30 protein-coding genes are annotated in these 26996 nt (G+C 66.3%); 14 read left to right on the top strand and 16 right to left on the bottom strand.

Features of this window, described 5'->3' with window-relative positions:
• Positions 1–162: 162 nt before the first annotated feature.
• Both DS837_RS10955 and DS837_RS10950 read right to left on the bottom strand, forming a co-directional pair.
• Positions 163–1284, bottom strand: a complete 1122-nt coding sequence (locus DS837_RS10955) for a hypothetical protein (RefSeq protein ID WP_149164762.1) — start codon at positions 1282–1284, stop codon at positions 163–165.
• Positions 1285–1362: 78 nt separating this feature from the next.
• Positions 1363–1566, bottom strand: coding sequence for a hypothetical protein (locus DS837_RS10950; RefSeq protein ID WP_149164761.1), 204 nt, complete (start codon positions 1564–1566; stop codon positions 1363–1365).
• A 376-nt stretch (positions 1567–1942) separates the two neighbouring features.
• Here DS837_RS10950 and DS837_RS10945 point away from each other — a divergent pair, with 376 nt between their 5' ends.
• Positions 1943–2299: a hypothetical protein gene (locus DS837_RS10945; RefSeq protein ID WP_149164760.1), complete on the top strand. Its 357-nt coding sequence runs from the start codon at positions 1943–1945 to the stop codon at positions 2297–2299.
• A gap of 27 nt (positions 2300–2326) precedes the next feature.
• Here the strand turns inward: DS837_RS10945 and DS837_RS10940 are convergent, their stop codons facing one another.
• Complete coding sequence (locus DS837_RS10940) at positions 2327–3151, bottom strand: GIY-YIG nuclease family protein (RefSeq protein WP_149164759.1); 825 nt, start codon at positions 3149–3151, stop codon at positions 2327–2329.
• 203 nt (positions 3152–3354) lie between these two features.
• Between DS837_RS10940 and DS837_RS10935 the strand changes: the two genes are divergently transcribed.
• Complete coding sequence (locus DS837_RS10935; RefSeq protein ID WP_149164758.1) at positions 3355–3903, top strand: protein NO VEIN domain-containing protein; 549 nt, start codon at positions 3355–3357, stop codon at positions 3901–3903.
• Between the two features lie 15 nt (positions 3904–3918).
• Here DS837_RS10935 and DS837_RS10930 read toward each other — a convergent pair whose 3' ends face one another.
• The 3 genes from DS837_RS10930 to DS837_RS10920 all read right to left on the bottom strand — a co-directional run bounded on the left by DS837_RS10930 (position 3919) and on the right by DS837_RS10920 (position 6525).
• Positions 3919–4767: a toxin-antitoxin system HicB family antitoxin gene (locus DS837_RS10930; RefSeq protein ID WP_170295814.1), complete on the bottom strand. Its 849-nt coding sequence runs from the start codon at positions 4765–4767 to the stop codon at positions 3919–3921.
• Positions 4768–4828: 61 nt separating this feature from the next.
• Positions 4829–5470 carry a hypothetical protein gene (locus DS837_RS10925; RefSeq protein WP_149164756.1) on the bottom strand — a complete coding sequence of 214 codons (642 nt, stop codon included), beginning with the start codon at positions 5468–5470 and terminating at the stop codon, positions 4829–4831.
• A 539-nt stretch (positions 5471–6009) separates the two neighbouring features.
• The gene (locus DS837_RS10920; RefSeq protein ID WP_149164755.1) at positions 6010–6525 is read right to left on the bottom strand and encodes a hypothetical protein; all 516 of its coding nucleotides are present in this window, start codon (positions 6523–6525) and stop codon (positions 6010–6012) included.
• A gap of 200 nt (positions 6526–6725) precedes the next feature.
• On the opposite strand from DS837_RS10920, the gene DS837_RS10915 reads away from it, so the two are divergent.
• On the top strand, positions 6726–7571 hold the full coding sequence (locus DS837_RS10915) for a hypothetical protein (RefSeq protein WP_149164754.1): 846 nt from the start codon (positions 6726–6728) through the stop codon (positions 7569–7571).
• 125 nt (positions 7572–7696) lie between these two features.
• Here the strand turns inward: DS837_RS10915 and DS837_RS32365 are convergent, their stop codons facing one another.
• The 4 genes from DS837_RS32365 to DS837_RS10895 all read right to left on the bottom strand — a co-directional run bounded on the left by DS837_RS32365 (position 7697) and on the right by DS837_RS10895 (position 10544).
• Positions 7697–8485, bottom strand: coding sequence for a helix-turn-helix domain-containing protein (locus DS837_RS32365; RefSeq protein WP_208852253.1), 789 nt, complete (start codon positions 8483–8485; stop codon positions 7697–7699).
• Positions 8486–8851: 366 nt separating this feature from the next.
• Positions 8852–9082, bottom strand: a complete 231-nt coding sequence (locus DS837_RS10905) for a type II toxin-antitoxin system HicB family antitoxin (RefSeq protein ID WP_149164753.1) — start codon at positions 9080–9082, stop codon at positions 8852–8854.
• 47 nt (positions 9083–9129) lie between these two features.
• A complete protein-coding gene (locus tag DS837_RS10900; RefSeq protein ID WP_149164752.1) occupies positions 9130–9783 on the bottom strand; it encodes a hypothetical protein in 654 nt (217 codons plus the stop codon).
• On the bottom strand, positions 9780–10544 hold the full coding sequence (locus DS837_RS10895; RefSeq protein ID WP_247889869.1) for a recombinase family protein: 765 nt from the start codon (positions 10542–10544) through the stop codon (positions 9780–9782). The genes DS837_RS10900 and DS837_RS10895 overlap by 4 nt, the downstream gene beginning before the upstream one ends.
• A 292-nt stretch (positions 10545–10836) precedes the next feature.
• Here DS837_RS10895 and DS837_RS32360 point away from each other — a divergent pair, with 292 nt between their 5' ends.
• The 4 genes from DS837_RS32360 (at position 10837) to DS837_RS10875 (ending at position 14023) form a co-directional block, all read left to right on the top strand.
• A complete protein-coding gene (locus tag DS837_RS32360) occupies positions 10837–11691 on the top strand; it encodes a helix-turn-helix domain-containing protein (protein WP_211102182.1) in 855 nt (284 codons plus the stop codon).
• Between the two features lie 341 nt (positions 11692–12032).
• A complete protein-coding gene (locus DS837_RS10885; protein WP_247889868.1) occupies positions 12033–12329 on the top strand; it encodes a hypothetical protein in 297 nt (98 codons plus the stop codon).
• 8 nt (positions 12330–12337) lie between these two features.
• The gene (locus DS837_RS10880; protein WP_149164749.1) at positions 12338–13309 is read left to right on the top strand and encodes a metallophosphoesterase; all 972 of its coding nucleotides are present in this window, start codon (positions 12338–12340) and stop codon (positions 13307–13309) included.
• Between the two features lie 129 nt (positions 13310–13438).
• Positions 13439–14023, top strand: coding sequence for a hypothetical protein (locus DS837_RS10875; RefSeq protein ID WP_149164748.1), 585 nt, complete (start codon positions 13439–13441; stop codon positions 14021–14023).
• Between the two features lie 44 nt (positions 14024–14067).
• Here the strand turns inward: DS837_RS10875 and DS837_RS10870 are convergent, their stop codons facing one another.
• On the bottom strand, positions 14068–14889 hold the full coding sequence (locus tag DS837_RS10870) for a hypothetical protein (protein WP_149164747.1): 822 nt from the start codon (positions 14887–14889) through the stop codon (positions 14068–14070).
• Here DS837_RS10870 and DS837_RS10865 point away from each other — a divergent pair.
• Positions 14882–15490, top strand: coding sequence for a hypothetical protein (locus DS837_RS10865; RefSeq protein WP_149164746.1), 609 nt, complete (start codon positions 14882–14884; stop codon positions 15488–15490). The genes DS837_RS10870 and DS837_RS10865 overlap by 8 nt on opposite strands.
• A gap of 9 nt (positions 15491–15499) precedes the next feature.
• Here the strand turns inward: DS837_RS10865 and DS837_RS10860 are convergent, their stop codons facing one another.
• The gene (locus DS837_RS10860; RefSeq protein WP_149164745.1) at positions 15500–16297 is read right to left on the bottom strand and encodes a hypothetical protein; all 798 of its coding nucleotides are present in this window, start codon (positions 16295–16297) and stop codon (positions 15500–15502) included.
• Positions 16298–16441: 144 nt separating this feature from the next.
• On the bottom strand, positions 16442–16804 hold the full coding sequence (locus DS837_RS10855; RefSeq protein WP_149164744.1) for a hypothetical protein: 363 nt from the start codon (positions 16802–16804) through the stop codon (positions 16442–16444).
• Positions 16805–17643: 839 nt separating this feature from the next.
• On the opposite strand from DS837_RS10855, the gene DS837_RS32025 reads away from it, so the two are divergent.
• On the top strand, positions 17644–18309 hold the full coding sequence (locus tag DS837_RS32025; protein WP_170295813.1) for a hypothetical protein: 666 nt from the start codon (positions 17644–17646) through the stop codon (positions 18307–18309).
• Positions 18310–18792: 483 nt separating this feature from the next.
• Here the strand turns inward: DS837_RS32025 and DS837_RS10850 are convergent, their stop codons facing one another.
• The gene (locus tag DS837_RS10850) at positions 18793–19803 is read right to left on the bottom strand and encodes a replication initiator protein A (RefSeq protein ID WP_149164743.1); all 1011 of its coding nucleotides are present in this window, start codon (positions 19801–19803) and stop codon (positions 18793–18795) included.
• A gap of 535 nt (positions 19804–20338) precedes the next feature.
• On the opposite strand from DS837_RS10850, the gene DS837_RS10845 reads away from it, so the two are divergent.
• Positions 20339–20518, top strand: coding sequence for a hypothetical protein (locus tag DS837_RS10845; protein ID WP_149164742.1), 180 nt, complete (start codon positions 20339–20341; stop codon positions 20516–20518).
• A gap of 119 nt (positions 20519–20637) precedes the next feature.
• Positions 20638–20940 (top strand): hypothetical protein, encoded by a 303-nt coding sequence (locus DS837_RS10840; RefSeq protein ID WP_149164741.1) that lies wholly within the window; start codon positions 20638–20640, stop codon positions 20938–20940.
• A 628-nt stretch (positions 20941–21568) separates the two neighbouring features.
• Here the strand turns inward: DS837_RS10840 and DS837_RS10835 are convergent.
• Together DS837_RS10835 and DS837_RS10830 are read right to left on the bottom strand one after the other, a co-directional pair.
• The gene (locus tag DS837_RS10835; protein ID WP_170295812.1) at positions 21569–22183 is read right to left on the bottom strand and encodes a DUF3102 domain-containing protein; all 615 of its coding nucleotides are present in this window, start codon (positions 22181–22183) and stop codon (positions 21569–21571) included.
• Positions 22184–22205: 22 nt separating this feature from the next.
• Positions 22206–22946 carry a ParA family protein gene (locus tag DS837_RS10830; protein ID WP_167525331.1) on the bottom strand — a complete coding sequence of 247 codons (741 nt, stop codon included), beginning with the start codon at positions 22944–22946 and terminating at the stop codon, positions 22206–22208.
• A 1208-nt stretch (positions 22947–24154) separates the two neighbouring features.
• On the opposite strand from DS837_RS10830, the gene DS837_RS10825 reads away from it, so the two are divergent.
• The 3 genes from DS837_RS10825 to DS837_RS10815 all read left to right on the top strand — a co-directional run bounded on the left by DS837_RS10825 (position 24155) and on the right by DS837_RS10815 (position 26866).
• Positions 24155–24379, top strand: coding sequence for a hypothetical protein (locus tag DS837_RS10825; protein ID WP_149164738.1), 225 nt, complete (start codon positions 24155–24157; stop codon positions 24377–24379).
• A 1072-nt stretch (positions 24380–25451) separates the two neighbouring features.
• Positions 25452–25775, top strand: a complete 324-nt coding sequence (locus DS837_RS10820) for a hypothetical protein (RefSeq protein ID WP_149164737.1) — start codon at positions 25452–25454, stop codon at positions 25773–25775.
• A gap of 641 nt (positions 25776–26416) precedes the next feature.
• The gene (locus DS837_RS10815) at positions 26417–26866 is read left to right on the top strand and encodes a hypothetical protein (RefSeq protein WP_149164736.1); all 450 of its coding nucleotides are present in this window, start codon (positions 26417–26419) and stop codon (positions 26864–26866) included.
• Positions 26867–26996 lie beyond the last annotated feature (130 nt).

The raw sequence follows: 26996 nt of genomic DNA, 5'->3' as shown, positions 1-26996 counted from the left end.
AATATTATAGAAATCCATGCCGCGAATATCAAGGGGTCACCCGAGGCGCCGCAGGACATCGGCGTAGCGGCGCTCGATGAGCGCGATGGTGGCGGTCATGGCCGGTCCTTCCGATGGTCTGCCACCACGCTCCCATCACCCCGGCTAGGAATTCCATGACGCCTACATGGACACGCGGCGCTGCTCGACGCGGCTGCTGAGGCGCGGCATGTCGGCGGCGTCCATCATCTGCGCGAACCGGACCGCCTCGTCGTGGTCCTCGAACCGGAGCATGGTGCGGATGTCGCGGCGCTCGAGCACGTTCAGCGGGCTGCCGAAGGAGACGCCCTCCAGACCTCGGCGGCTGCCACGCGGATCGGCCAGGTATCCCGACGGCAGCTTGAGCACCGCGGCGCATAGGTACTGCACGCCTGCGGCCGTCAGCAGCGTGCGGTCCGTCGCGGGCGTGACCGCCAGCCCAAGGCGCGCCGCCATCTCGCTCTTGGCCGCCCAGAGGATGTGGCCGTGCCGCATCGCGTGCTCGACCGCGTTGTGAGCAGAGCGCGAGCGATCGAAGCTGCGGTTGGCCTCCAGGACCTCCTGCCAGAGCAGGTCGACGAAGCGGGGCAGTGTCAGGTCCCGCCAGCCCGAGCTGGAGCAGGCGCTGATCAGGTCATCGACCTTGGCCGTCCATTCCTTCTCCGTCTGGAAGTTCCAGGTGTTGGGGCAGCGGTCGAGGATCATCACGATCAGCGTGCGTATGGCCCGGAGGTGCGCCAGCGGACGCTCATGCTCGGCGAAGATCCGCTCCATGGCGCCGTAGTCCCTGCTCCCCTTCAGCGCCCGGCGTTCGTCGTGATGGCACGCCAGGATCTCCCACAGGTCGACATCGGCGATGTCCAGCAGGCTGCGCGGCCGCGCGAATCCTCCGCCTTCGACCAGGAACCGGAACAGCCAGCCGCGGCCGTAGCCGACGTGCTCGATGACGAAGGCGAGATCGCGCCACAAGACGCCATGCAGGGCCTCCAGGAAGCAGGCCCGGATCCGTTTCGCCGCCGCCTCCAGGTGGTGGTCGCTCGTCGGTCGGTCGCTTGGCGACCAGCCCCAGCTGACCGCCAGGGGCTTGCCGAGCGCCCGGGCGGGGAGGCGCTCGACCAAGCGGTCGACCTCCGCCTTGACCTTGGCGTCGGACAGGCGACGGCCGATGAAGTTCGCGCGCAGGTCCGCGTACGCCCCGACGGCTTGGCGGCGAACGGCCTCCCAAGAGGCCTCAATCTCGGGCTCGAGCCAGGACTTTGCGTTCATGTGTCCCCCTCCGGGTTGGGCACAAGACCAAGTGGCGCGCCGACCGCCGTGCCCGTCGGCGACCGCCAACCGAACCGCTTAGAACCAAGTCAAGACCTCGTCGAGGGGGCGCAGAATCCGGACCTGACGGCTGAACCCAATCTGGGCGATGGTCTCATCCCCGTCCTCGTCGGCGTCGGAGAGCGCCTGAAAAGCGCCCGGACGCACCGCGTGGCGCTTGCCGTCGACGTCCTTGAGAAGGATGAACCCAGCGACCCGCTGCCCGTCGGTCATGTCAGACATGCCAGCCTCCTGTTGCGAGTGTCGCACGAACATAACGCGAACTCGCAACGGCTGTCACCTGGGACGGAAGTCATATCGGGCGTGATCTGCACGCAAGCAAATGCAGGCACCAGGACTTCTGTCTGACCTTCAAGGAGTTGGCGATCAGAGGCTCAAAGGTGGGAAGGCGCTTTCAACCTTCGTTGCTTCGGAACACGCCCCTCGGAGGAGAGGCGAAGCGCCAATGGCAGGGAGGTCACCGAGCGCAGCCTGAAGAGCGGGTCGTCGCCATTCCTGATGGGGGAGACCTTCGGGGCACCTGCTCACCGCGGTGCCGTCCGGCGGCGCTCCGGTCCTGGGCGACGGTTCGGTCAGCTGGGGCGGCAAGACCACCTCGGTGGCGCTGACCAACTGCTTGTCCTGGGCCAACAGCCTGGTCTGCATCGCCCCCTGCGAGATCGTCCGCTTCGTCGGCGCGCCGGGAGAAGTTCGAGCCCAAGGTCTATTGGCTGGACGGCAATCCCGAAGGCGACATCAACCCGGGCACCACCGTGTCCAGCCCCTGCTCGGCGTCCGGGTCGCCGCGGCGCTGAACCTGGCGCCGACCGCGGTCCCCCCTTGCGCCGTCGCCCCCGCCGTCCAGGCTGATGCGGAGCCCGAGCCGCCGCTGGTGCCGCCCGCGAACGAGAAGTTGGCCGCGGCGCGCCACTGGCTGCGCGCCATGCGCGAGCTGTCCCATTCGGTCAGCCTGTGAAACGGTGGGGCGGGGCGGCCGCGGTCCTCAGTTCCGGTTCAGCCCGAAGTCTCGGGTGAACAGCTTGCGCTTCCAGCGGGCCTCCATCGCGAGGATGTCGACAATGGACGCTGAGGACGCGGCCACCTCGAGAATGCTCACATGGTAATCGGATGGCGGCACCTCACGCATCCCGATGTTCCCGCCATGCCCCGTGCTCACGTACGCTTCCCACCTCCCCCAAAATCCGCTCTCTCCGGACGCGGAGCCGACGTAGCGCTCGCCCGTGTTCGGGCACACAAGCAGGTAGACGCCGTTCACCGCGGCCAGCGCGCCCTTCCAGGCGGCCGGAAGCGCACGCAGGCCACTGAGCTGGGCGGTGAAGTCCATGAACCCGGGGAAGGGCGGCTCGTACCGGGCGCGGCTGATTTCCAGGATGAGCTTGTTCTGGTTGTCCGGGCGCTGCACCCAGGTCCGGGCGGCGGGGCCCCAGTCGATGACGACGCGGCCGTGCAGATCTTGGAGCATGGGGCTGCGGCGCAGGTCGTACTGGTACTGCCCGGACACGTCTTCCCCGGTCAGGCGATCAGGGGTGCCCTGGGGGACCGTGCTGCACCCGTGATTCTCGTACATCCCGATGAAAACCGTTTCGCCCACCGGGGTCGCCACGAAGGCGGCGATCAGAGCCACGTCGGCGAAGACGGGGCGCTTCTGGACGCTCTGGTAGCTCTCCAGGCGGCCGTCGTCCAGTATCCAAGCATCGTACGGGCTGAGGGCCGTCTTGAATCGGGTGTCCTGGTGCCTGACCAGGCGGACGGTGGACAGGTCCAGGTCGCGGTTGCACTCCAGCAGCAATGCGTTGAACCCGGTCATGTGCCCTCCTTCTCCTCAGGGTCTGCCCCGACCAAGGAGTATGCCTGCGTCGGCGCGCCGTGTCGGCCATCGTGGAGCGTGTTCTCAACCGACGCGACCCTCCTGTCACCTAAGGCCGCGGCATGCGCGCCTCCAACTTTCCACTCTGCGCTGACCCGTCTACGTTGTTCTCGCACCGTGGCTTTCGGGGGCGAGGCGCCAGGATGAGTGACGAGCTGATCGCGGACAGCGGCACCAACGACAAGGTGTCGAACGAGCGGAAGAACCTGAATCGGCTGGCAGGCGAGTTCCTCGTCGCCTCGCGTCTGACGCAGCGTGGTTACATGGTCAGCCTGCAATGGGGGACGACCATCGGGTACGACATTCTGGCCTTCGACAAGAGCGGCAACGTCGCCTTCATCGAGGTGAAGTCCTCGGCCAGCTACAAACGCGCGTGGATTCTCCAGAGCAAGTACGCTACTCCGGAACGTGACGCCATCGACACGTCCAGGCGGTTCATCTGCTGCGTTGATTTGGTCACCGGGCAACGTGAGCCCGACGTGTACATTTTCCCATGCACCGTCGTTGCGCAGGGAATGCGCTACTTCTTTTCGGGGAAGTTCCCGAATTCCCCGTCCTACCATCTTTCACTGGACAAGCGTCCACAGGGCAGCGGCCGGAACGCGACCTGCCCAACAGTCGGGGAGCACATCGAGGCCCACCGATATCTTGAGCACTACGACGGACTGGGGCTGACCCCCGTGCTCCGCTGAGCCCGTGCGCGTTCGTCAGGCCTTGTCGAGGGTCGCAGCGACAAGTCCAGCGACGAAGGGGGTCACGGCGACACCGGCGGCGGCCGCGCGATCGGCCAGCGCCTGCTTGCGGGCGGCGGCGATTGGAACCCGGATGACCGGTGCGGTCCGCGGAGCCACAGGAGCCTCGGCGGCCTCGACGTCGCCGTCGGCGACGATGTCGGCCAGCCAGCGGTTCAACGGCTTCCCCGCAGCTTTGGCGGCCTGCTTGGCCTGCTCGGCCAAGTCGGGATGCAAACGGACCCCCAGCGTGCCGTCGGCCTGCTCGAAGCACGTCACCTCGCCGTCATAGGGCAGGCTGGCACGCCAAGCCGCCAGCGTGTCCCAGGGCGTCAGCACCATGCGGTCGGAGACCGCCTCGAAGAAGCCGCCACGCGGCGCCCGGTACAGCCGCCGCATGCCCCACGAGCTCCGATGCTCTGCGACGGGCTCGGCCGTCTCGGTGTCGAGCATGCGGGTCCCGATCCGCATCCGCACCGGTGGCACCTCGCTCATGTTGCGCAGCAGGTTGGCTGCCCGGTAACGCCATTCCCGCGGCGCCAGGGTGATAGCGCGCAGGACGACGGCGCGGCCAGGCGCATCATCGGCTTCGGGTGGCATCGCCGCGGTCAGGAACAGGAAGGCTGAACGGGCTCTGAGCTTCTCGACGCCGTCCTTGGTGTCGATCGGGATGCCTTCCCCCTGGATCAAAGGCCCGTCCAGGATCCAGCCGCGCTCGGCCGCGTAGACGAAGGCGGCGGCGAGCATGACGGCGTTGTCCTGCGGGAGCGCCTTGCCCTTCCAGAGCTCCCAAGCGGCCCAAGGGTTGATGGTCGACTTCGGCATTGGCGGGTTCTGCATCAGGTGGAAGCGGGCTGACCGGCTCTCATCGGTCCGCTGGCGAAAATCACCCGGCGGCGCGGTGGGTGGCAACTTGGTGCGCCCGGATTTCGGCGATGGCGTCACGGACCTCCTCGACGGTCGTCACATGGAAGTCGTCGATTGCATCGCCCGCGATGCAGCGGCCTTTGGCATCCACAGCCCACACCGGAAAGCCAGCGATGTCGTCCGGGACCTGATGGCTGAACAGCATGTTGCCCAGATCGATGTGCTCATCCGTGTGCTCGACCTCGGCCTTTAGGTCCTTCAGCAGGCTGAGCAGACGTCCCGCGTCTTGCCCGTCCCAACCCTTGATGGCGGCGACCCGGGTGCGGACGGCCAGATCTGGACCGTCGATGGCCAGGACTTTCTTACCGGTGCCGATGGCCGCTACGGCACCGTTTGGCAGGGATCCATCCCGGTTGGTGGCGACCTCGCGCAGGCCTTCGGGCAGCGCCTCACCGTCGCTCTCAGCCACGAACCAGACATCGTAGCAGGCAATCTGCCCCCACTCGGCGATACCGACACCAGCCCGCACGGATTCGGCAACAACCGCATCCTCCAGGCGTGTCTCGACGTCGGCGCCGAGCTCGATAGCGCCGATCAGCACCCCTTCCTGGCTGAAGGTGATGCGATGGGTTGGACGGGGAGCATCGGTCAGACTGTGCATGGCGTGGGTCTCTGTTCGAAGAGCAGTGTTGCCTCAAATATGCACGTTGAAAACAACACACACAAGGGCGATTTGCGCGAAAGTGCGATCTTTTTCAATGCGTTACGGTTGTCAATTTGCCGAGCCTTGATGGGCGTTCCGGCTTGGCGGGGAGGTCGGCCGAGACACGGCACGCACCCCTCGGGCCTTCTGCTGCGCACAAGGGGGAGCGCCGCTGCGCGGACGTCACCGTCCGTTTTCCGGGAATGGCCTGCCCGCGGAGAAGACCCGCCACCCGAGGACCCGCCGCTATGGATGCCGTTGCCCAGCTGGAACGGATCGCGCTCGCCCCGTCATGAAACCCACCGCGCTGTTCAGCGGCAACATGGGGCCCCGGCGGCGGCGTTCACGCATGAGGGCGGCGTGGCGCTGCACGGTGTCGGCGATGGCGTTGAGCAGGTGCATGGTGGCCTACGGTGTGTTGGGGCCTGATCGGCGTTGGGCAGGTCGGCGAGCAAGCGGGTAATGGCACGCTCGGTTACGAAGGGATACCGTTCGGTTCAGTTCAGGATGTGCTCGGGACGCAGAATGCCGCGCAGCGGATCGGACGGGTCTTTATCCTCCTTGGCCCAGTACCGCTGGGCGACATCGGCGATCGCCAGCATCTGCTCCGCGGTCAGGCTCGACAGCCACGTCTTCACCTTGCCCATGTCGGTCGGGCTGACCGTCCCTTCGGCCGTGTACCAGATCGTCGTCCGCATCGCCTGCGGGTCTGGCGAGTAACAGATCGGCATCGTCTCGCCGTCCCAATCGTCGAAGTCGGGCATCTCGCCTTGGAGGGCGGTCAGCGCCAGCATCCATTGCCAGCGGGTCATGCTCGGAAGAGCCTCCTCGACCAGCACCTCGTAGCGCGCCAGCACATCGCGCAGGGCGTCCGAACGGCCGCTCCGGTTGCGAGCGTCGATACTCGCCAACGCTTCGGCGGTCAGGTTGAAGCTCACCACCCCTTGGTTGTCCTTTGGGAGTTTGCGAGGGCGACCACGGGGGCGCTTCGGCTTGTCTGGCGTGCTGCTCATGGCGTTCCTCCTGCAATAGATGGCCTGAATCCAAGATTGATCTGCCAGCGGTCAGTGGCAATGATTTTTTATTAAATAAATCGCTTGCGGTTGTATTCTCGCCGCCGTATATCTTGAGCGTATGCCACGGCCCGTGGTCATTCAGGCGACGCCGAGCAGGCGGGTTTCCGGTTCCAACCATCCAGTTAGGGAGAACCCCCATGCGCATCCTCGCCGCCTGCGACGCCGTCGACGTCATCATGAGCATTCTGGAGCAGCCGACTGACGTCTGTTGCGCGACCACTCAGACGCTGAAGAAGTTTCATCTGGAGATGGCTATGGCCATGAGCCTTGGCTGGGCAACCGCTGAGGACATGCACGTGGCTTTGCGGGATGACATCGAGATCGAGCGCCCGTTCAAAGGGAAGGCATTTGCCCATCACATCGCAGCGATCACGGGGGTCAAGCTGCCGGATTGGACTCTGCTGCAAGCCATCATCGTCGCGGCACCCGAGGTGCTTGTGGCCGAGACCGAGGACGAAGGGATCCTGGTCGCTGTGGCCCTGGAGGTCGACCGCCTTCGTGGCCGCAAGTGGGCGTACGACAACGGCGAGGTGCACGGCATCGCGCTCGACCTCGAGCATCTTGGCGGCCATGACTTCGACTGCACCGTTTCCGAATTCGCGGACTATAACCGTACCATCTGGATCGAGAACAATGCCGAGGAGGCGCTGGCTTTCCTGAACGGAGACTTGGCTGAGCTGAACCACGTGGTGGACAACTTCGACACGGATTGGATTGCCAACTACGTGTCGCCAGAGCAGCAGAATATCCAAGGCGACCCGAGCTACGACAGCGGCGTCTATTACAACGGTGTCGGCGTCGAGGTTTGGCCGCGGGCCGTCCGCTACACCATCATCGACCGCAACAACAACGTGATCCGCAAGGTCATTAATATCGACACCGCCACGTACCGGAAGCTGAGTACAGCCATGCGCGTGCATGCGTACGGAGACGCTCAGCGCGTGGTCGAAGCCAAGCGCATCGTCCCGCTTGAGATCCATTGAGCGCAGGGCGCAGGCAGCCGAGATTCGTCACGGCGTCAGCCCGAGGCTCGTAGAGCGGGTGCGTCAGATCCCCGCTGCCGATGGCCATTCGATAGCGGAATGGCTGTGGCGGTTGATGGGCATGGTCAGGCCGCCGAGCTCATGGCTTTCCGGGCCGCCGCCTCGGTGCAGACGGTCCGGATGCGTTCGGCGACGTCATCCTCTACACGGCGCTCACCCGCTTCCAGGTAGGCGATCTGGCGCAGACTGAGACCGACTTTGGCGGCGAGCTTGCCCTGCGTCAGGCCAGCAGCCGCGCGCAGACGGCGCACTTCGGCGGCGTCCATGGCCCCGTGAGCTTCGCGGTACGCAGCCCGGTACAGTGCCCTGGCGACACCCTTCGACCAGGTAGTCGGCTGGCCACCGTCCATCAGCAGGATGGCCGCACGCATCGCGTAGGCCGCGTGCTCCTTGCCATCGGGCAGCGACGCGGCGATGGCGTCCTCTTCGGTGAGGCTGTCGAGTTCGTAGCCCGCTTGGCGCAGCTGATCCAGCACCCGGTCCGCTTCGAGTTCCGCCTCTTCAGGCCTGCCGCCGTACGACAGCCAGTCGCGCAGACCGCTGGCCACGGCGAGCGCGGCGTCGCGCTCGAGCCGCGGCACCTCCGAGCGCTTGATTTCGACCGCCGCGGGCAATGCGAACGGCAGGTCCCCAGGGAACTTCTCCAGCTCGATGACGGTCCGGGCAATGGAGCGCTGCGCCTCGGACGCACGGCGCCACACGTCGAGCTCGGCCGCGTAGACCTTTCTGTCGATGGCCGCCTTGTCGGCCGACCGGCTCGCCGCAGCGCCGCGCCGCGGCAGCCTCCGGTAGGCCTCGACCAGCTTCGTGGCCGACTGGACTTCCGAACGGGTCGGGCAGCGCGACGTGTCCATGTTCCCCTCCATCAAGCTCGCCAAGCCATTATGCACAACAGCAGTTCATTGGCAATGCTACCCCATGTGTATATGCCGTTCGATGCACATTATTTGTTCATATCATCTCGCAGTTCAGTTCCCACTGATTGTGCGAGTTCACTTTTGTGCAGATGGTCGATACGGCGCAGGCACGGAATGGTGCCGCCAGCGGCGCCTGCCGCTCGCGGCTGGCGGCTGGCGGCTATGAACTGATATTGTGCATACTCGCCAACCAGGGCGGCGCGCCCCTGCCCGCGCCACCCTTCCGGGGTGTGAGGGTACGCGCGTGAGCGCGCGTTCTATTTATTTATGGCTCTGTTGGGGTTCGTCGTTGAACGCCCGCGCTTACTCGGTGGGGCGCTGACCGCTGTCCCGTGCCGAAGAAGGGGCCGGGACAGCCTCACCGTTCGCGCGCATGTCTTCGACCGTCTCTGCGACGAGCGAGCGAATGCCACGCAGCGCCTCGATCTCGTCCTCGCCGAGCCAAGAGAGGCTGGGGAACTCCAAGCAGGTGGCGACGTGCTCGTTGGCCTCGGAAGTCCAAGCGACACTGTAAGTGTAGCGATCAACTGGCATCCAAGCACCCTTCAATACCTAGCGCCAACAGAGCCATATTTATTGCCTCAGAGCGCGTCCGCCCAGACGAGGACGCGGGCGACGTCTTCGGGCCACCACGCGCGGCCGCTGCCGTTCGGGATGAGGCGGGCGTTGAGCACGGCGGCGATCTCTTCGGGTGTCGCCAGCCCCGTGGCGCGCAGCTCAGTGAGGATCGGCTTCAACCCCTCGACCCAGCCCCTCCGGTTCCAAGGCACACTCACCGTTTTGACCCCGTCGGCTTCGGCGATCCAATCGAGGAGACGGCGAATGTCCGCCCCGGACCAGGAGCCGCCACGCTCGCTCGGGATGCCCCGCACGTTGAACTCGGCGGCCAGCGCGGCGGGCCCGTCGATGCCGTCGGCGCACATCTGAGCAACAACGGGCTTGAGCGCGCGCACGCGCTCGAGCGTGTTTCGGCGGCGCGTGTCAGCGGCCTTGAGGCGGCTGTGATGGCGTTTGGCGGCGGCTTCGTCGGCGGCGTCGACGAGGTCGACGCCCGGATTGGCGAGGTCGCCGAACTCCCGGAACTTCATGGCCTGGACGGTCTTCGGCCCCCTACCCTTCCCGCTCGCGGCGATGGCGGCCGGGAGCTTCGAAGCCGTCACGACGGGTTCGCCCACGCCACGTTGCAACGGATGGCCGCTGACAGTCACCACCATATGCTTCCGGGGCTCGTTCATGCGGCGGCCCTTTCCTTGGCCCGAGTTTCGGCAGCCATGGCGATGAGCAGCCGCCGCACGCTGCCTTGGTGCCAGCGCTTGCCGCGCGGAGTCGGGATGTCGCGGCTGTTGAGCTCGTCAGCCAGCGCCTTTTGCGTGGTGATGCCCTTGTCGGTGCGTAGGTGCTCGATGAGGTCCCGCAGGTCGGCCACCTGCGCGGCGAACCGCTCGCGACGCGCCTCGGCCGACCGCTTGACGGCGGTCGGCCTGCCCTTATTGCCCGCGACGATCGCCGCCTCAGCACCGCGCACGGCCGTGTTGGCGAACCCCAGCCGCTTGCCGCGCTCCTTCAGGGCGCCGAGCGCCGCCTTCGTCCGCTGCGAGATGATGTCGCGCTCGTGCTCGGCCAGCGCCGCCATGATGTGAATGACCATCTTGTTGGCAGCGGGCACGTCGCAGGCGAAGAACTCGGCACCGGAGTCCATCAGGGCCGAGATGAACGCCACGTTGCGGCTCAGGCGATCGAGCTTCGCGATGACCAGCGTCGCGCGGTGGATGCGGCAGGCCCGCAGCGCGGCCGCGAGCTGCGGGCGGTCGGCCCTCTTGCCCGATTCCACCTCGGTGTAGCTGTCGACCAGCCTGCCGCCGACGGACGCGACGTAGCGCTCGGCGGTCGCCTGCTGCGCCTCGAGACCGAGCCCGGACTTTCCCTGTTTGTCCGTCGAGACGCGGTAATACGCCACGAACTTCGGAGCCTTGCCCGTTTCGGTAGCGAACGTCACTCGAGGCACTCCCATAAGGCGACTTGTCAACAAAAACGCTTGAGAGCCTACGGACGTAGGCGCTGGTGCGTTTTATGGATGGTTTGCCCAGACGCTGACAAGCGTCAACGGGGCAGGGGGCTCCACCGGCATTTTCCGAGACATGTGTGTCGTTCAACACACATGCGCATTGAACGTCTTGTGCGCTGCTCCCTGCACATAGCATCTTGTCGGCTCGTGCCTTATCGTGCTCACATGCAGTTGAGGCGTTTTATGCGCCATAGTAAGTCTATGTGGGCAGGGAGCATGTGCGGTGCTGACGAATGTGATGGCGGATGATGTCGTGCAAGCGAAGGGACTTGTGCAGGCGTACGCCCGCGTCCCAGTGCGTGGCGCTGTGACACATCCCGCTCCGCCGCCATCGGTCGCCCGCGCCATCGAAGCCTGCCGCGAACTGTGGAACGGGGCAACGCCGCTGGTCCAGGCGCTCGCGATCGCACTCATCGAGGCCGACCCCGACTCCCTGGGCGCCGCCGCGCTGAACGGGGCGCCGCTGCCGCGTGGCCACGCCGACCGCGACGACGTGGTGAGCATCCTCGCGTCGGAGATCACATGGCACGCGCTGACCGATGACCTTGACCAGGACTTCGCGCTGCTCGCAGGCGAGGACGCGGAACGGGCTCGCATGGAATCCCTGGCGACGGAGGTCGGCGCGGCCGCCGACGGTGTGCTGGACAAGCTGACTAAGTTGGGCTTCGACACGAGCGGGATCGGCGTCGAGGACGTGGTCGCAACGGTCGTTTTTGTCGACGACCAGGACGCCGCGCACGCGGCTCGTCACGTCGTCGCCGCGCTGTACAAGGGCAGGCGGACGCCTCTGGCGCTCGGACTGGCTCAGGCGGTGGCTGGCTGGACGCAGCGCGGCGTCTGGGGAGCGCTGGCGCCGGACGAGTTGCGCGGCCTGCGCAAAAAGGCTGGCCTGACGCAAGCGCAGCTGGCCGCAGCGGTGGGGAAGGGGTTGCGGACGGTCGTCAGCTGGGAGCAGGGCAGGGGACGCATCGACCCGGTGACGGCTGCCCGGATCCGCGCGGCGTGCGCCACGCACACGGTGGCAGCCATAGCCGCAGCCGAGGCGGTTCAGGACAGCTACTGCGATACGTCGAGTTGACGCCGCCGACGACTGTGACCCAGACACCCTTGCGCAGGGCAGGGTCCTGCACCGGTTGATCGCTGGGGGCGCATGTGGTGAAAGGGCTGGCGAGTGGCCGCTGCACGTCGACCGGCTGAATAAGTCCAACCGGGCTAGTTCTCTAAGCATACTCCTCAAAATCAAAATAATGTGGTGGTCGGATTCCGCGATCGGCATACTGCGGAGCCATGCCAATCCGCCGTGAATCTCGGTATCACTACCCCATCGACTGGCCACTCATCAGCCAGCAAGTTCGCTTTGCGCGGGCGCAAGGCCGGTGTGAAGGCTGCGGGCGGCCGCACGGCCGTGAGGTGAGGTGCTTGCCCGATGGCCGCTGGTACGACACCGACGGCGGAACCTGGCGAGACCACCGCGGCCAGCCCGCGGCATGGCCTGACATCGTGGAGGCGTGCGCGGTCAAGAGGTCGCGGGTGATCCTGGCGGCATGCCACCTCAACCACGACCCCACCGACAATCATCCAAACAACTTGAAAGCGCTGTGCCAGCGCTGCCATTTGTTCCATGACCGCGAGTATCACCGTAAGCAGTATTGGATAACGATCATGCTGCGGCGCGCGGTCGGAGACCTTTTTTTGGGTGCCTATCGGCGTTGGTAGAGGGCGACATGGCGCGCATCGCCGTCATGAGCGACACACACCTGGAACACGAAACATTTCGATGGGCCCACTGCACGGCCTGTGGCTCCACGCTGTCCAGCCGCCATGCCCGAGAAGGCGCCCGGTGCCACTGCGGCCGGTCGGCGATCAAGGTCCAGGGGACGATGCGCCGCCTCGTCGGACCCGCGGAATGGCTGCCGCCACCCACCCCAGGCTGGGGCTTCGAGGTGGGACGCGCCGGTGTGGATTTGGTCGTGTTGGCGGGCGACATCCACCGGGGCGCCGAGGGGATCGCCTGGGCCGCCCAGGAATTTGAAGGCATCCCCACGGTGTACGTCGCGGGGAATCACGAGTTCTATGGCGGCGAACTCCACAGCGGTCTCGAGGATCTGCGCGCGGCCGCCGCGAAGACCAGCAACGTTGCCTTCCTTGAACGCTCGGCAAGGACGTTCCAGTTGGACGGCCGACCCGTCCGGGTGCTGGGCGCGACGTTGTGGACCGACTACGAACTCAACGCGCCCCCCGACTTCAACGCCGTGCAGCGCTTGCGCGCGGTGGATGAGGCGATGATGACGGCGGAGGAAAAGCTCAACGACCACCGCCTGATTGAGATTCGCGAATCCTTGGTGAGAAGGCCCTTCCGCGGGCGCGATGCGCTGGCGTTGCACCAGACGACGGTCGACTGGCTCGATGACGAGCTGCGGCGCTCCGGGTCCGATGACGCCGTGATCATCGCCACGCACCACGCCCCCGCGCGCGGTTCGGACCTGCCGCCCCACCAAGCCAGCGGCCTGTCGCCAGCGTTCGTGAGTGACCTGGAGGATCTGGTCCGCGAACACGAGCCAGTGTTGTGGGTGCATGGGCATACTCATACCAGCTGCGACTACATGGTCGGTGCAACGCGGGTCCTCAGCAACCAGCGCGGCTATCCCGACGAGCCCGCGGCCGCGCTCTTCAGGCCGCTCGTGGTGGACATCTGAGCACGCGCACAGCGTCGACATCCGGCGGCGCATCAGCCGATCGTCCATAGGCTGGACATTGCGCTTTATCCCTGTAAGGTTCGGCATCGGCGCGACCAGCGACGCCTTCCAATCCTTCTGCGGCCCATCATGACCATCAACGACGACATCGACCTGCCCGAACGCTTTGAGAAGGTGCTCGGACCGAAGTGGCGCGAGAAGCTCGCGTATGCTCTGGAAACAGAGGTTTCAGGAGACGCCGTCTGCCTGGTTGCCGTGTTGGAATTCCTTGAGGACACCCGTGCCAGCGATTGGCCCAGCCGCTGGCAGGCCATGCGCCTCGCGTTCGGCGACAAGACCTTCGACCCAAAGTACGACATGCCGTACTTCCAGGACCGTTATGAAGCCCCCGGTGTCAACGGCACCGAGGTCATCAACGTCGCGACGGGCGTCCCGAACTGGCTTCTGAATGACATCGCTGAACGGCGGACGACCTTTGACGAGGCGGTGTCATGGTGGCAACAGTGGGGCCGCCGTTTCCACATTGCCTGGTGCGAGATGGTCGAGCTCACGGTGCTTGGCCATGATCTCCCCGACCCCGGTCCGCTGGAACATACGACGACAGCCGACGCGGTGCAAAAAGCCGTGTTGTTGATGGAGGCGACAGCCACGGAGCACCGCACGAAAGGATGGCGCTCTTCAGCAGACAAGGCGTCCGACGGCGGCGAGGCCTGACCTCGCCGCCTGACCTTAACGCCGTCGCCAACGGGCCCGGAGCGTCAGGCGAACTCCAGTAGCGCTTCGTGCACCAGCCACTCATCGGCCAGTTCGAACGGGTCGATGTCGGCACTGCTGGTGTCGATCAGCGCCGACATGTACGCGAAGACGTGGTTGATGCGCGCGCGGAAGACCGCATCCAACTCGTCGAACACGCCGCCCGGTTCGCCGATGTGGGTCTCGTGCACCACGGCGGCCAGCCTGCACAGGTATGCCGCGGAGTCCGGGTCGAGCGAGCGGTGCGCGCGGGCCAAAACCAGCAGCGCCTCGCTTACGCTGCGCGAATCTCCGTAATCATGTGTTGAATCGTCGCCGTACTGGTCGAGACAGTAGAGATGCGTGCCTTGGCAGAAGGCGACCCTGAGCAGGTCGGACATCATCACCGCGACCGTTTCCCGCGGCGTCAGACCGCGCGCGCGCTGAAACCGCTTGCTCCGCGTCACGCCCGCGAGCTTGACGCGGGCGCTCGCCAGCAGGGCGTTGATCCGGTCCAGGCGAAGGTCCGCCTCGGAAGGCTCCGGAATGGGCGTGGCGCCGAGAACGCCCTGGATGGCCGCGGACAGAGGCCGCAGGCGCGCCGTCACTTCCCCGGGCGGGCACCACCAGCCATCCACGATCAGGCGTTCGCTGAAGTTTCCGTCGTCGGCACCATCCACCACGACGCCTTCAGCGGCCCGAAGGTCAAGCTGGTCACGCGATAGGCAGAGCAGCCCCGCGGCCACCGCGCGCGCCAGATCGGCATGCGCGACGCTCCGGAACGGCGCGGTCGCGGCAAGCCGCGCGTCGACGGCGGTGAGCAGCTCGGTGGACAGCGGAATGGCCATGGTCACGCTCGCAGGAATGGACCCGGATCGCGTAACACGACAGCCCATACGTGGAAAAGGGTTTCCCAAACCGGCTTTCCAGGTTCCCGTCCCCCTTCGTTGTCCGCGCCAGGGTTTCCTGAGGTCTGCACCAGCGACCGGGCAGGAGCATCAGAGGAGCGCGAGCAAGTGGAACCCGACCGTCATCACCACGCGAGGTGCCGGGCGCATCGATTCCACGTCCGTCGCCGCATGCGAAGCCGACGGCGGCCTGCACTTCGCCGTCGCGCTGTCGCGCCTGACCCAGTGGCCGATCCAAGCCGTCGAGGCGGCCGACCAGCGCGGGCGACCGCTGCACTTCTGCTGCGAGGACGACACGTCCGACTGGGTCTTCGATGCGGCGGGAATTTTCTTGATCGACGGGTATCAGGCCCATTTCGGGGCCGTCCTGCCCAAGCGGTATCCCGGGCTGGCACCGCGCGGGGAAGCGGGCATGTGGGTCACCTTCTACAGCGAGGAGGAGCTGCGCGGCGACGAGACCCCGCTCCCCGCCGCGTTCGATGAGGGCAAGGTGGAAAGCTGCATGAACGTCATCCACGCCCACCGGGGGATGGCGGGGTAGAGCGAGCGCTTAGGCGTTGGCCGCCCTCGCCCCCTTGGCCACCTTCACGCAGAATTCGATGAAAACGGTCTCGGGCAGGTCCATTTTCATGATGTTGACGATCTTATGGACCCATTGGATGTTGCCGGGGACATAACCGACCGCGCTGTCCCTGCGGTCGACCGAGGCCGTAAAGTCGGTTCGGATCATGCCCCTGGCGTTCATGACCTCGGGAAAGCCAAGCAGCTCCCCGGTGTACGCGCAGCATCCTTCCTGCGCCACCCACTGCGCCTCGAGGTCATCAACGGTGATGGTGAATTCGATCCCCCGCTCCCTTGCGCTGTGCCTGAGCGAGGTGACATAGGTCCCGGGCACGTGCGTGCTGCCCTTCCATTGAGCGTTCTGCGCTCCCCTGCTCTCGATGTCAGCGCAGTCCGCGCACTTGGTGCTGATGCCGCGCAGCAGGTTGGTCGAGTTGACGGGCTTCTCGGCGCCGCACCGACAGCGGCACACCCAATGCTGGTTGCGGGACCGCTCGTCCCGGTGCGAGAAGCCGATCACCGTCCAGAAGCCGAACTCCTGGCCGATGTAGTTGTCGATGTTGTAGAGCGGCGGGCGGCCAACCGGGCGCTTGAACTCGGTGGGATCGGCCTTCAGGCAGCCGCACGAGCGCGTGTGCTGGCTGCGCAGCCGCGCGGTTTCCACTTCGGTGATGCGGCCGCACGAACACTGGCAGCGCCACGTCGACAACCCCTTCTCGTTGCGTGAGCGCTCGAGAACGGTCAAACGCCCAAATGTCTGTCCGACGAGGTCGTAAAGCCTGGTCATCGCGCTTTCCGTCCGTGCAGCAACACCGTCCCCTGTCTTCGCATCAAGCGGACCGCCAGAGTGTGCCACGTGTAGGCTTGCGCAAACAGGTTCAAAGGGTGAACTTGCAGCCAGACTTCCCCAGGAACCGAACCGAAACGGCGGCTAGACCGGAGCGGCCTCGGCGCCATTGGGACCGATCCGGTTGCAGGATGCGAAGCGGTCGGCGGCATCCCTCGCCTGGCGTGACACGCACCGCGACCGAGTTCGAGGGCGACCGCGCGCCGAGCGCAGTGAGCCGATCGCCGACAGCGCGTCCGCCTTGGCGTCTTCCACAGAGGAACTGACCCCACGCGCCAGCTCCCGATGCTTGTGCTCGACCAGCCAAGCGACGCCGCGCTCGGGCCACAACGACACCGACGGGGCGACGATCTCGGCCCGCCAGGCGCCGTCGAGAAAGCAAAGCCCTCCTGATCGGCGACCATCGGCGCGGTAGGTCGGGTGCCAAGCCAAACGGGCGGCGTCCATGTCGGGCTTCGACGGCTGGGATGAACTCGTGTCGCTCCGCGCAGCGGTGCGGTGGCGCCGCACGGTACAGGATTGAACCCAGGAATGCACGCAGTACGCGCACCGACCGACGCGCGCCCGTCGATTAGGTTCTGGCGCGCAACTGCCTGCCCTGCCTGCGGCCCTGCTGCGCCACGGCCAGCGCGGCCGCCGGTGCCGTCTCACCCGTCGGGACGGCCGAGCTGGCGTGGGCCGCAGCACCGCTCGGAACCGCCTGCGCGGTCGCACGGGCCGGAACCTCCTCGAGCAGGCGTTCGGCTCGCTGGGCGCGCTGGCGCAGGTCGGCGACCTCCTCCCCGATGCTCGCGCGGACCTGGGCCAAGCCCAGGCAGGCAGCTGGCTTCGAAATCGATCGCCATCACTGGCCGTGCGTCCTCGGGGTCCGCGTCGAAGGTCGTCATCAGCTCCAGCCTCCCACCGTCGCACCCGCGGGCGTCGTCAAACGGCGGGCGGCTCCGTCTCACTTCGTTGCCCGCCGTCAGGGCACCGTCGGAGTACCGGGTCCCGCCGCCCGGCCGCTTCGTTGCGGAGACCCGACGCCCATGAACCCTGACAAACCCGACCGTGGCACACGCCATCACCGCCAGCAATGCGCGCGGCCTCCCCCCGCCCTCTCCGCAGCCCGGTGCGACGCGCCGCAGGATGCATCGTCCGCGGCCGTGCCACTCCCGGAAGGGCAGGGCGGGGCGTCGACCGCAGAGCCCTCCCCTGCCCTGCCCGCCAGCTTTGAGACGGCGCCGAAGCCCCTCATCTCGGCGCGCCACCCCGCTTTCTAGGTGCAAGAACTCGAAGCGTTGCGGGTGGCCATCAAGACGGCCATCGCGCGAGCCGAGCGCGTAATCCTAGAACCGCTGACGGCGCTGCTGTCGCTCTACGGCGCCTACACCAACGTCAAGAAACCCGCTGCGATCGGCGCCATCGAAATCGCCACGGCGGAGGTCGCGGAGACGCTGACCGTCGGTGCCGTCGGGGTGACCGTCACGCTCGACGCCCCGGTCCCAAACTGGGCACTTAACCTGCCTCACCGCCCCCCTGCCCTCCTCCAGACGGAGCCCGCCACAGCCCCCTCGGGCGGTATCCTGGCCGTGACGCCATCTCCCTCCCCTACCCCGGCCCCCACGGCGTCCAGCACCAAAGCGGCGCAGGCCCGTCCGCCGATGATCTCGTTGTTCCACGTGGACGGTGGCTGGAACGCACAGAATTCCTTTGAAGAGGGCCTGCGGAAGGTCGCGCAAAGGACGACTCCTTGTCATCCAAGCTGGGGGCCGGTGCTGGTTGCCCAAAGGACGACGGCGGCGCCAAGGAAAAGGTTGGGCAAACGACGAGACTCCAAGGAATCAGCGCACGGCAACGGCTCCAGCCCTAGGAAAACCGCAGCCCGAGCGCCCGACAACCGTCCAGACGCGGCTTTTGCGCAACCTTCTCGCCCCCCTACCCTGCCATCTCAGTATCACGGAGCCGCTTGACCAGCACGGCCGAGCCCCTGATCGTGCCATTGGCGTCCCGATGGCGTCGTTTGCGCGACCTGGTGCCGAGTTTGCCCAACCGCGCCCGTCGTTTGCGCGACAATCCAAGGAATCCGGCATCGTCGTTTGGATGACTAAAATTGATGTGGATTGTTTGCCCAACCCAGACCCGTCGTTTGCGCGACCCTGTCTCGTCGGTTGCGTGACCGAGACTCGACGGCAGCGCGACCGTTCTTCGCCGTTTGCCCAACCAAAAACCCCATAAGATGTTGGCGCCATTGCGAGATTCGACACGGTAACGGTAAAACTCTATAACCTGAAAACCTATAAACTCCTTCACTGGCATCCAGCCCCTCGAATCCCGCCTGCGAACCAGATCCTCTGAGGCCCAGAAACACCAAGGCCGCCGTCTCAGAGGAAAACGGCGGCCAGAGGGCTTTACAGGTCGGTTGGGCAAATCCCGCCCTTTGGAAAGAAGTCCTCTCAGGAAGCCTCGTCGTAGAGCAGTTCACCGCCCTCACCGTCAACGTCCGGAACTTGGAAGGGCGTCGGCATCCGCGCGAGATTGTCCGTCCGGAAAAAGAAGACCTGGTAAGCCTTGAGCGGCGTGCGGCCGCGCGGCTTCGGCAATGCGGGGTCGGACATCACCCCGAAGCGCTTTGGGTCGCGCGGATCCACGAGCATGAAGCCGAACTCTGGCAGAGGCATCCTCTTCTTCGCGATCTGCGTCAGTTTGTATTTGAATTGCTTGAGCTCGTCGGTGAAGCCGACCCGCAACCGGAGCTTCTCCAAATTCATTCTAATGCCCGCCTGCTGGCCGCAGTGGGCCCGAGCCATCTCGTACAACCTCTTCTCCAGCGGGCCAAGCTCGAAGTATTTGGCGTGGTAGGTCAGTATCTTCTTATCGAGGGTGACCGCACGGTACAGCCAATTGCAGAGCGTCACTTCGACGCCGCGCAGGACCTTGTCGCCCGCACTGTTACGTCGGTAGCGCAACTTGTATTCAGAGAGCCAACTGAAGCCGCCGCTTTCCCCTTCACCGCCGGTTTCAATGTTCGTCTCGATGCTGGTGTTCTTCAACCGCTTCAGGCTTTCCTCAAGGCGATCGTACGCGGATCCACCCGCCTCGCGGCCGATGACACGGAACAAATCCGCCGCTGTGAACGTCATCGTCGGACCAACGGCCTCACCACGGTTGATTTTATCCTGCATAATGGAAATTAAGTAAATCAGGATTTCCTTATCCCACATGTTCGCGATGCCGTACTGAAGGCCAGTAACAGCAATGCGCGTGCGCCCGTCGTCGTAGGTCATGCTATCGACCTTCTTTCGATCGAGCGCAAAAAACGACCAAACCATCAGGGTCCGGTCGTTTTTGATTTTGCCGATGAGCGGGCTATCGAACAGGAGTTCCAGCTGGGAGCCTCTCTCGTCAAGGACGACTTCCTTGTTTTCTGGAACCACCGCAAGCGCCGTGTCCGCCTTCCGGGCCATCGACCGTCACCCTCTACAACATGAGCCGCGTTAGCTTCGATCAGAAACGCTCGGCCGTCCAGCGTGGTGCCATGAGGTCGCGCAAGCGACGGGCGAAGGTCACGCAAACGCCAAAGCCAGGTCACGCAAGCGACGATGTTGGTCGCCCAAGCGACGCGCCGTCGCCGATTCGGCCTGGAGAATCAAGACGCCGAGTCGCCGTGAGTGCGAATCGGTGTCCTTTGCCCAACCTGGCTACCGGCCATCCGCGCGTTCGGAGCGTCGGCTCCGTCTTTTGCGCGACCATCGCAAGCGGTGTCAGGCGGCGAGCCCCATCCGGGTCAGCACCGTCCCCCATGTCGCAGTTTGCCGTGTCAGCCTCACGGCCGTCGGTGCGGAACCTGCGTGCAGCCTGCACCAGGGGGCTGGAAGGGGGAGCCGCTGGTGGCGCTCTGCAACGACCAGGACAAGGTCATGGTCAGCGTTATGGAGACGCGGGACATTCAGACACTGCGCGACGGTCCGTTCCGGATGCAGACCTTGACGACGCCGCCAATTGAGCGAGCGCCACTTGCTGCTCGGCTACGAAGAGGACCATTTCGGCGGCTTCGACGTCGTCGTGATGCGCTTCCTCGGTAAAGGTGGGGAGGATTGGGACGACCGGGTGGACCTTCTCGACGACATCAAGGTCAACCCCGACGAGCACGCTCTCGGGCGGTCGCGAAGCCCTCGATGACGTGGCTCTGGCCCGCTCGATCATCGCCGAAGCCGAGGGGCGCACACGGGACGAGCTGAAGCTGCCGGACAGCGGGGGCGCTCAATGCTAATGCGCTCGGCGCCGAACTCGAGAAGCCCATGCGCGCTCCAGGACTGCCATCGGTAGCCGGACGGCGTCTGCGCGATGCGGACCCAGCGGGACGCCACCAGCAGGCGATCCGCGGTCACCGGGCGGCTGCGGTCCAAGCCATCGTCAGCCAAGCGCTCGGCGTCCCGGCGGCGGTGTGGGGCGACCTCGGCATCGCATCAGTGCGCACCAACAGCGTCGCGGGCCAGATGCTCCAGATCCTGGTCGAGCCAACCAGCTTCCAAACCGCCAGCGACAGTGCGGCCACCGCGCGGGCGCAGCTGGGCTGCGGCCTGTCGCTGGTCCGCGGCTGAACCGAGGATTTGCACACACCAAGGACGCCGGTCAGAAGGACCGGCCTCCCCTCCCCGCTCGAACACCGGACCAAACCACGATGCCCCCGACCACGGCCCATCACCACGTGAAGGCGCGCCGTTCGTTGCCGTCGGCGCCGCCGTGCCTGCGGAGCACCAAGCGCACGTCGGGGCCATGCTCCACCGGGTGCTGACGCCCGCTGCGGGGGGCCCCGCCTCTTCCAGAACATGCCGCTGATCATCGGCAAGGCGTTCGAGCCCGAAGGACTCACCGCCGCGCCCGTTAGCCGTGCTCAGGAGCCCGTCCCCGACTTCATGGTGACGCGCTTGGCCAGGGCACCGTGGCCGTCACCCGAGTGCGCTGCGGAGGTGGCGCCCGTAGGCGGGCTTGGTCCGAAGTGATGCGGCTTCCCAACCGCTCCAGCCTGCGTGACCGGCGGCGCCGTTGGGGCCTCCGGCAGCGGCATCGGGCCTTGCGCGCAGCCCTGCGGCCCTATGGGCGAAGCGGACCGAAAACGGTAGAGCCCCGCCAAGACGAGGGTGTTCTGGCGGGGCTCAGTGCATCGCGTATTGCGGAAGGGCTGACGAGCCCTTCCCGTCTCTGAAGCCTTGATCGCTTGACGGCCGGTCAGCCGTCAACCGCTTCGGGTGTCACGTCGATGATCGTGGCGGCCTCGGCGTCGATCGTCTTCATCTGGGCTTCGACCTCGGTCAAACGCTGCTGGAGCGCCGCCATGTCGGCCAGGATGCGCTCGCGCTCGCGGGCCAGACGGCGCGCGGCCGCACGCTGAGACACCGGGCGTGTCGTCCGCAGGGTGCGACGGAACTCCAGGATCTCATGGCGCTTCAACGAGGGCCGTACCAGGCCATGCTCGCGCGCCATGGCAAACTTGTCGTCCTTCAAGCTGACCAGCAGGTAGCTCGTCGAATAGTCGGGCGGCAGATCGGCTTCGGTGACCTTTCGCTGCATTACGGCGTCAGCCACCGTCTTTAGGGCGTGTGCCACCGACTTGGAGAACGGAAGCTCGCTCTCGATCATCGCCTCGTATTCGCCATGCGGCAGGCTGTCCTTGGCATAAACGAGGTACTTGCCGATGTCGATGAACCGGGCGGTGGCCTCCTTCCACAGGCGGCCGATGGTCTCGACGTACTTGTCCTTGCTCGAGAGCTTGCCGACCGATCGGCGGACGTCGTCGAAACGCCCGTTCGGGTCCGTGACCTCCTGAGCCAGATCGGTCTTCACCGCGCGCTGTAGCCCAGCCATCTCACACCCCCAGCTTGCGACGGACAACGTCGAAGGCAGCCGCATAGTCTTCGGCGCCTCGTCCCTTCCGCATGTCGATGACACTCGTCCCCTTGGCGAGCGTTTTGGGGATGTCGGCGAAGTGCGGGATGTCAATGGCGCACAACGGTCCGTGCTTCACCAGTTTCCGCTTGGCGTCCTCGAAGGCGCTCTCTCGGCGCTGGGTGTCGCTCAACAGGAACATGCCGTCGCCGCCGAGGTCGGTGACCAGCTTCATCCACTTGGTGACCGAGTTGATGTCGTCGTCGTATTGGCGAGTCGGCACAACAACCAGGTCTGACACCCTGATGAGGGCACGGGCGTGATGAGGGTAAGCTGCCAGCGAGGCAGGCGTGTCGATGATCAACAGGTCGTAGCCGTCAATGCCGAGGATGGCCTCCTCGACCTTGGCACCAATGACGGCGCCCTCGTCCTCGCCCTCCACGTCGGTGCCTTCGACGGCGACAAGCTCATGGATGGGGGCCCGGATGTGCTCAATGCTCGGCAGAGTGTCCGGGCGTTTCGTCCACCACTCGGAGAGTGTCGGGCTTTCATCAAGGTCGAGCGTAAGAACCGCAAGCCCCGCGTGTGCTGCCGCGGCTGAAAAATGGCGAGCAGTTGTGGTTTTGGTGCTGCCACCCTTTCCCGAGGCAATCAAGATTCGCCTCTTGGCGAAAGTGCGCGGTTCACCGTCGGTGACCGGTGCCTCCAACACGTCGACCATGCAATATACCCCCATTGAACGCCTCAACAAGGCATGTGTACGCGAGATCGTAAACCAGGGGAACGGGGTATCTACGGGACTTGTCGGCATGATTCACAGGTGGTGGCAACCGCGCCACAAAAGTCCTGCATTGCAGGACCTTTGCAGCAGCGTCGAGAAACGGAGAGTGCCGTAGAAGGGCGCGGGACCGTTTTCGGGTGTGGGGAAACCCGCTCCAACGGCCGTGTCGAGGAGGATAAGTCCGGCAATGCAGGACTTTTGCGCCACGCTGGCCAGTGACCAGAAGCCAAGCAACGAGGGCGAACGTAGTGGCGGGCATACTGGGCGCGCAGATCGCCGCCGTGGCCCTGCCACCAGTCGTCGAAACCCGTCGCGGCCGCGTCCGGATCCGGGCGCTGTCGCAGGCGATGCTGGCCCGCCCCGCCCGCTCCAAGACCCTCAGCAGCGCTTCCGCGATGGGCGCAGTCTTGCTCTACATGATGCCGCGCGTGGCGAGGCTGAATCAAGCGGGGCGCCCGCCCGGACCACGTCCGCGGCCGTTTGGCGCGCCACCGCCATCTCCCCTTCGGGAACCGCGGCGGTCATGCGCCACGTTGCGCGCCGCAGGCTCGTGCGGTCGGCCGCCAGCCCGTCAGGCAGGAACGCCGTGACGCAACGGGGGCTCGGGCACCAAGGGCCACACAGCCGTTAGTGTTTCAACCTCGTCTATCACAGCGCGTGTCCTCCCCATCCAGCCTGCCCTGCACCAGCGTAGAGGCTGCCGACACCAGGCAGATGATTCGCCGTGCCATGCGGGCGGCGTGTCGGGCTTCAGCGGCCGGGCGGCCGCGTTGGTCGGCGGTGCGTCCTCCACCCCGCGAGCCACTCTCGTACCAAGCGGTGACGGAGCGGATCAGTTGCTCCTACAGCATGGTTCCTCCCGAGCCAGCCGTGGTGCGTAGTGCCTTTGTGCTGAGTTCAATGAAGCGGCAGGCTCGGTACCGGCCAGGCATCGCCGTCATGCCGCCGCCCTCCCCGTCCCAGCAGGCGGTCGCCCTCGATCTTGGCCTGGGCATCGACCACCGCGTCGAGATCGGGACCGACGCGCGATCACCGCATCTTCGTCCCACAGGATGCTCCGTGTCACCAAGGGGAACCACTCGGGGCGGCCGCCACCATCGTGCTGCGCACGGTCCTGAGCCGTCAGAGCGGTTCGGCCGCCGTTCGATATGGTCGTCGCCGAAGCGCGGCGCGCCGCAGCCCCCGAGTGGCAGGCTCACGAAGCCGACGTTGCCGCCCTGGGCATGATGCTGCGCGGCTGTCCCGAGTACCTGGGCGCTGTCGCCGCCGAGCGGGACAACAAGACGGCGGCCTTGTTCAAAGCCTCCGCGGAGGGCGTCGGCGCGAAGCCCGCGGCGCACGCCCGGGCCAAGCGCGTCCTGCGCGCGTTGTGACGCACCGTGGGCCAGCGCGAAGGACCGGGGCTTCTGGGCGGCCGTGTCGGACGTTCAGACGGGGGACACCCGCTCGGTCGAGGACGTCGCGCGCCAAGTCGTGGCGCTTGAGCGCGCGATGCCGTTCTTCGCCCTCGCGCCCAAGTTCGCGTTGGTTGCCATCTGCGACGCCATTGGCGCGCAACCCCGCCTCCGGGCAGAGGTGCAACCTGACGCGACCGTCGAGGAGCTCTTGCAGACGCCCTGGGCGGGCGAGCACGCCAGCTTGCATCAGCACGCCGACGGCGCCGTTGCGCTCACCGGGAGGACACAGAGGGGGCGCCTCAGGGCTTTGACATCGTCGGGGCGGCGGTAGAGAACGGGGGATGCATCAGCCTCCAGCAGTGGGCCGACCATGAGCTCGAGGCGGGGGTCGCGGCCAACACCAAGACCGACCCGCGCGACCGCCGTGTCAGCACCACCGCGCTGGGCAACATCGGGGCGCTCGAGATCGAGTGCATTACGGCTCTGGCAATGGGCAGTTCGTGGGCCGCGAAGGCCTCGATCCAGGCCTTCGCCGAACACCGGCGCGACAGGAAGTGAGGCGGCCAAGAAGCTCACGGGCAACAGGACCACGCCCACAGGACCCGCCGCTGTGGCGGCGCCATCTTCCGGTCGCGCGTCCAGACGGTCCGACCCGGCCGCATCCACTGGCGGCTTGCTGGAGGGACTGGTCGCCTGGGCTGCCAATTTGGTGGCGTCCCCAATATGGTGTCCGCAACCGCGTTGGACGGGACGGCGCCCGCTGCCGCGGCGCTGCCAGGCGACCTGCCGCCCCACGTCCGGGAAGGCCCTGACCAACGGCGCGGCGGGGCGCCTGGAGTTGACCGTAAGCGACGGCAGGCTCGCGCTCTTTGCCGATGGTAGGTCGGCGGTACACTGTCGGCAGATCTCAATCTGCACCCCGTCTACCGCGTTCGTCGTGGCGGACTGATCGCCGTCGGTTTCCTTTGACCGCCACGCGGCCCGAGGTGAGCACGATCTCTCGCGGCACGTCAGGCTGGCCGCGACTCTGACGTCGGTGGATCCGCGCATGCTCAGCTTCAACGGCAGCACGCTGGCGATTGGCGGCGAGGTTTTCGGCTTTGACCGTCAGCGGTTCACTGCGGTGCTCCCGCACCTGCTCCTCGGCTGCGAGTACGACCTCGGTGGCGGCCGCAGCCTGCGCTCTCCGGGGGCGAGCAAGAGCGGCTTCGCCGCGCACTACCCGCACTGTCCTCTGTTGGAAGCCGACCAGGCCAACCGATCCCCGCGTCCGGTGCCGCCGCGCCGCCCGCACCGAGCGCGGCCGAGCGTCAGCGGCCGGTGGATACCGCTTGGTTCAACACGCTCCAGACCATCACGGCGGCGTTCGTGACCGCGACGCAGGATCTGGAGCACCGCGACAGGCTGACCGTGTTCCCGGATCCGGTGGCTTATCCGCGTGCAACGCCAAGGGGGGAGGGCGGTCCGACCTGAGCCGTCTTGAAGAGTTCCTGGCCAAGCGAGTCCGCGTCAGCCTCCAAGCGCTTCCGCTTACGAGCCCGGACGGCGACCGGCCAGCGCTGCGTCTGGTCGCGTGCCGCTCGGCCGACGGCCGTGTCGCGCTGTGCGCCCACAGGGCAGGGGGCGGGGTGGGCATGGTGTCGGCTCCGAAAGACCTGTCCAGCGTGCTGGCGAAGCTGCGCGAGCACTGCGCTGTCAGTCCCAAGCCCGTGCCCGCCAAGCCATCGGCGCCCAGCCCAGCCAGCACACGGCAGCCGCTCGCTCCGGTCGGGTGCACCGCCTTCGCCACGGGGGCAAGGCCGAGCTCGGGCACGGCTCCGACGGGGCGTCCTGCGGCCCGACCCAACATGACGCCGCACCTCACAGCTGTCATGGAGATCTGGTCGGACAGCGATGGCCCTGACGACGTTCCGGACCCTCCGGGCGTCACGCTTCCCTGACCGGTGCGGACGCCACACAGCTGAAAGCGCACACGAGGGAGGCCATGCCACGCACACAGACGCGGACACCGCATTGGGGGGTCTCGAACAGGATGGTGGGCACCTGCCGACCTGGCGGGCCGACCTGAGCGACCGGGAGGCCGAGGTCCTGCTGGCGCAAGAAGCCGTGCGCCTCGGCGCCGAGGTCGCATACGCCGAACGCGCGGAAGCGGCCGTGGACGTGGCGGCGCGGGCATCGACCCGTGGGCCGCCGTCCGGTGTGGTCCTTTCTCACCTCATGGCGCTCGAACGCTCATACCCGCTGTTCGCCGTGTCGCCCGCTTCGTTGTACGGCCGTCTCATCAACTCGGTGGTCGGCCAAGTCGTGCCGGACGCCGCGAAGAAGGACCTAGGGGAGCCTCCGGGAGGCCGTGTGGCGACCGGAAGCGGAGCCCTGAGCGCGGACCTGCGCCAACGCCGAAGCCGCAGGCGTCGTGCCGGAGAAGTGGATCGGCCGCTACGGCATGGACGTCGCTTCAGGTGACGGTTCATCAAAGGGATCTACAGCCGCATCGTCGAGACGCCGCTCGAGTGCCGCATCAAGGACATGGCGCAGAGCCAGCACTGGCCACGTTGAGGCAGCGGCCGAGAGGAAGAGGGGAGGGCACGATGCC

The sequence above is a fragment of the Azospirillum brasilense genome, from assembly GCF_008365405.1.
Lineage (GTDB): Bacteria > Pseudomonadota > Alphaproteobacteria > Azospirillales > Azospirillaceae > Azospirillum > Azospirillum brasilense_D.
Note: the sequence above shows the minus strand (reverse complement) of the source record. Positions and strands in the feature narration are given on the sequence as shown.

Coding starts and splice junctions, on each gene's coding strand:
- DS837_RS10865 (WP_149164746.1), top strand. CDS start 14,882: ATGGCCATGGTCACGCTCGCAGGAATGGACCCGGATCGCGTAACACGA.
- DS837_RS10905 (WP_149164753.1), bottom strand. CDS start 9,082: ATGCCAGTTGATCGCTACACTTACAGTGTCGCTTGGACTTCCGAGGCC.
- DS837_RS10840 (WP_149164741.1), top strand. CDS start 20,638: ATGCGCGCTCCAGGACTGCCATCGGTAGCCGGACGGCGTCTGCGCGAT.
- DS837_RS10825 (WP_149164738.1), top strand. CDS start 24,155: ATGGTCGTCGCCGAAGCGCGGCGCGCCGCAGCCCCCGAGTGGCAGGCT.
- DS837_RS10880 (WP_149164749.1), top strand. CDS start 12,338: ATGGCGCGCATCGCCGTCATGAGCGACACACACCTGGAACACGAAACA.
- DS837_RS10950 (WP_149164761.1), bottom strand. CDS start 1,566: ATGTCTGACATGACCGACGGGCAGCGGGTCGCTGGGTTCATCCTTCTC.
- DS837_RS10900 (WP_149164752.1), bottom strand. CDS start 9,783: ATGAACGAGCCCCGGAAGCATATGGTGGTGACTGTCAGCGGCCATCCG.
- DS837_RS10850 (WP_149164743.1), bottom strand. CDS start 19,803: ATGGCCCGGAAGGCGGACACGGCGCTTGCGGTGGTTCCAGAAAACAAG.
- DS837_RS10935 (WP_149164758.1), top strand. CDS start 3,355: ATGAGTGACGAGCTGATCGCGGACAGCGGCACCAACGACAAGGTGTCG.
- DS837_RS10955 (WP_149164762.1), bottom strand. CDS start 1,284: ATGAACGCAAAGTCCTGGCTCGAGCCCGAGATTGAGGCCTCTTGGGAG.
- DS837_RS10870 (WP_149164747.1), bottom strand. CDS start 14,889: ATGGCCATTCCGCTGTCCACCGAGCTGCTCACCGCCGTCGACGCGCGG.
- DS837_RS10820 (WP_149164737.1), top strand. CDS start 25,452: ATGCTCAGCTTCAACGGCAGCACGCTGGCGATTGGCGGCGAGGTTTTC.
- DS837_RS10915 (WP_149164754.1), top strand. CDS start 6,726: ATGCGCATCCTCGCCGCCTGCGACGCCGTCGACGTCATCATGAGCATT.
- DS837_RS10920 (WP_149164755.1), bottom strand. CDS start 6,525: ATGAGCAGCACGCCAGACAAGCCGAAGCGCCCCCGTGGTCGCCCTCGC.
- DS837_RS10830 (WP_167525331.1), bottom strand. CDS start 22,946: ATGGTCGACGTGTTGGAGGCACCGGTCACCGACGGTGAACCGCGCACT.
- DS837_RS10855 (WP_149164744.1), bottom strand. CDS start 16,804: ATGGACGCCGCCCGTTTGGCTTGGCACCCGACCTACCGCGCCGATGGT.
- DS837_RS10860 (WP_149164745.1), bottom strand. CDS start 16,297: ATGACCAGGCTTTACGACCTCGTCGGACAGACATTTGGGCGTTTGACC.
- DS837_RS10925 (WP_149164756.1), bottom strand. CDS start 5,470: ATGCACAGTCTGACCGATGCTCCCCGTCCAACCCATCGCATCACCTTC.
- DS837_RS10930 (WP_170295814.1), bottom strand. CDS start 4,767: ATGCCGAAGTCGACCATCAACCCTTGGGCCGCTTGGGAGCTCTGGAAG.
- DS837_RS32365 (WP_208852253.1), bottom strand. CDS start 8,485: ATGGACACGTCGCGCTGCCCGACCCGTTCGGAAGTCCAGTCGGCCACG.
- DS837_RS10875 (WP_149164748.1), top strand. CDS start 13,439: ATGACCATCAACGACGACATCGACCTGCCCGAACGCTTTGAGAAGGTG.
- DS837_RS10940 (WP_149164759.1), bottom strand. CDS start 3,151: ATGACCGGGTTCAACGCATTGCTGCTGGAGTGCAACCGCGACCTGGAC.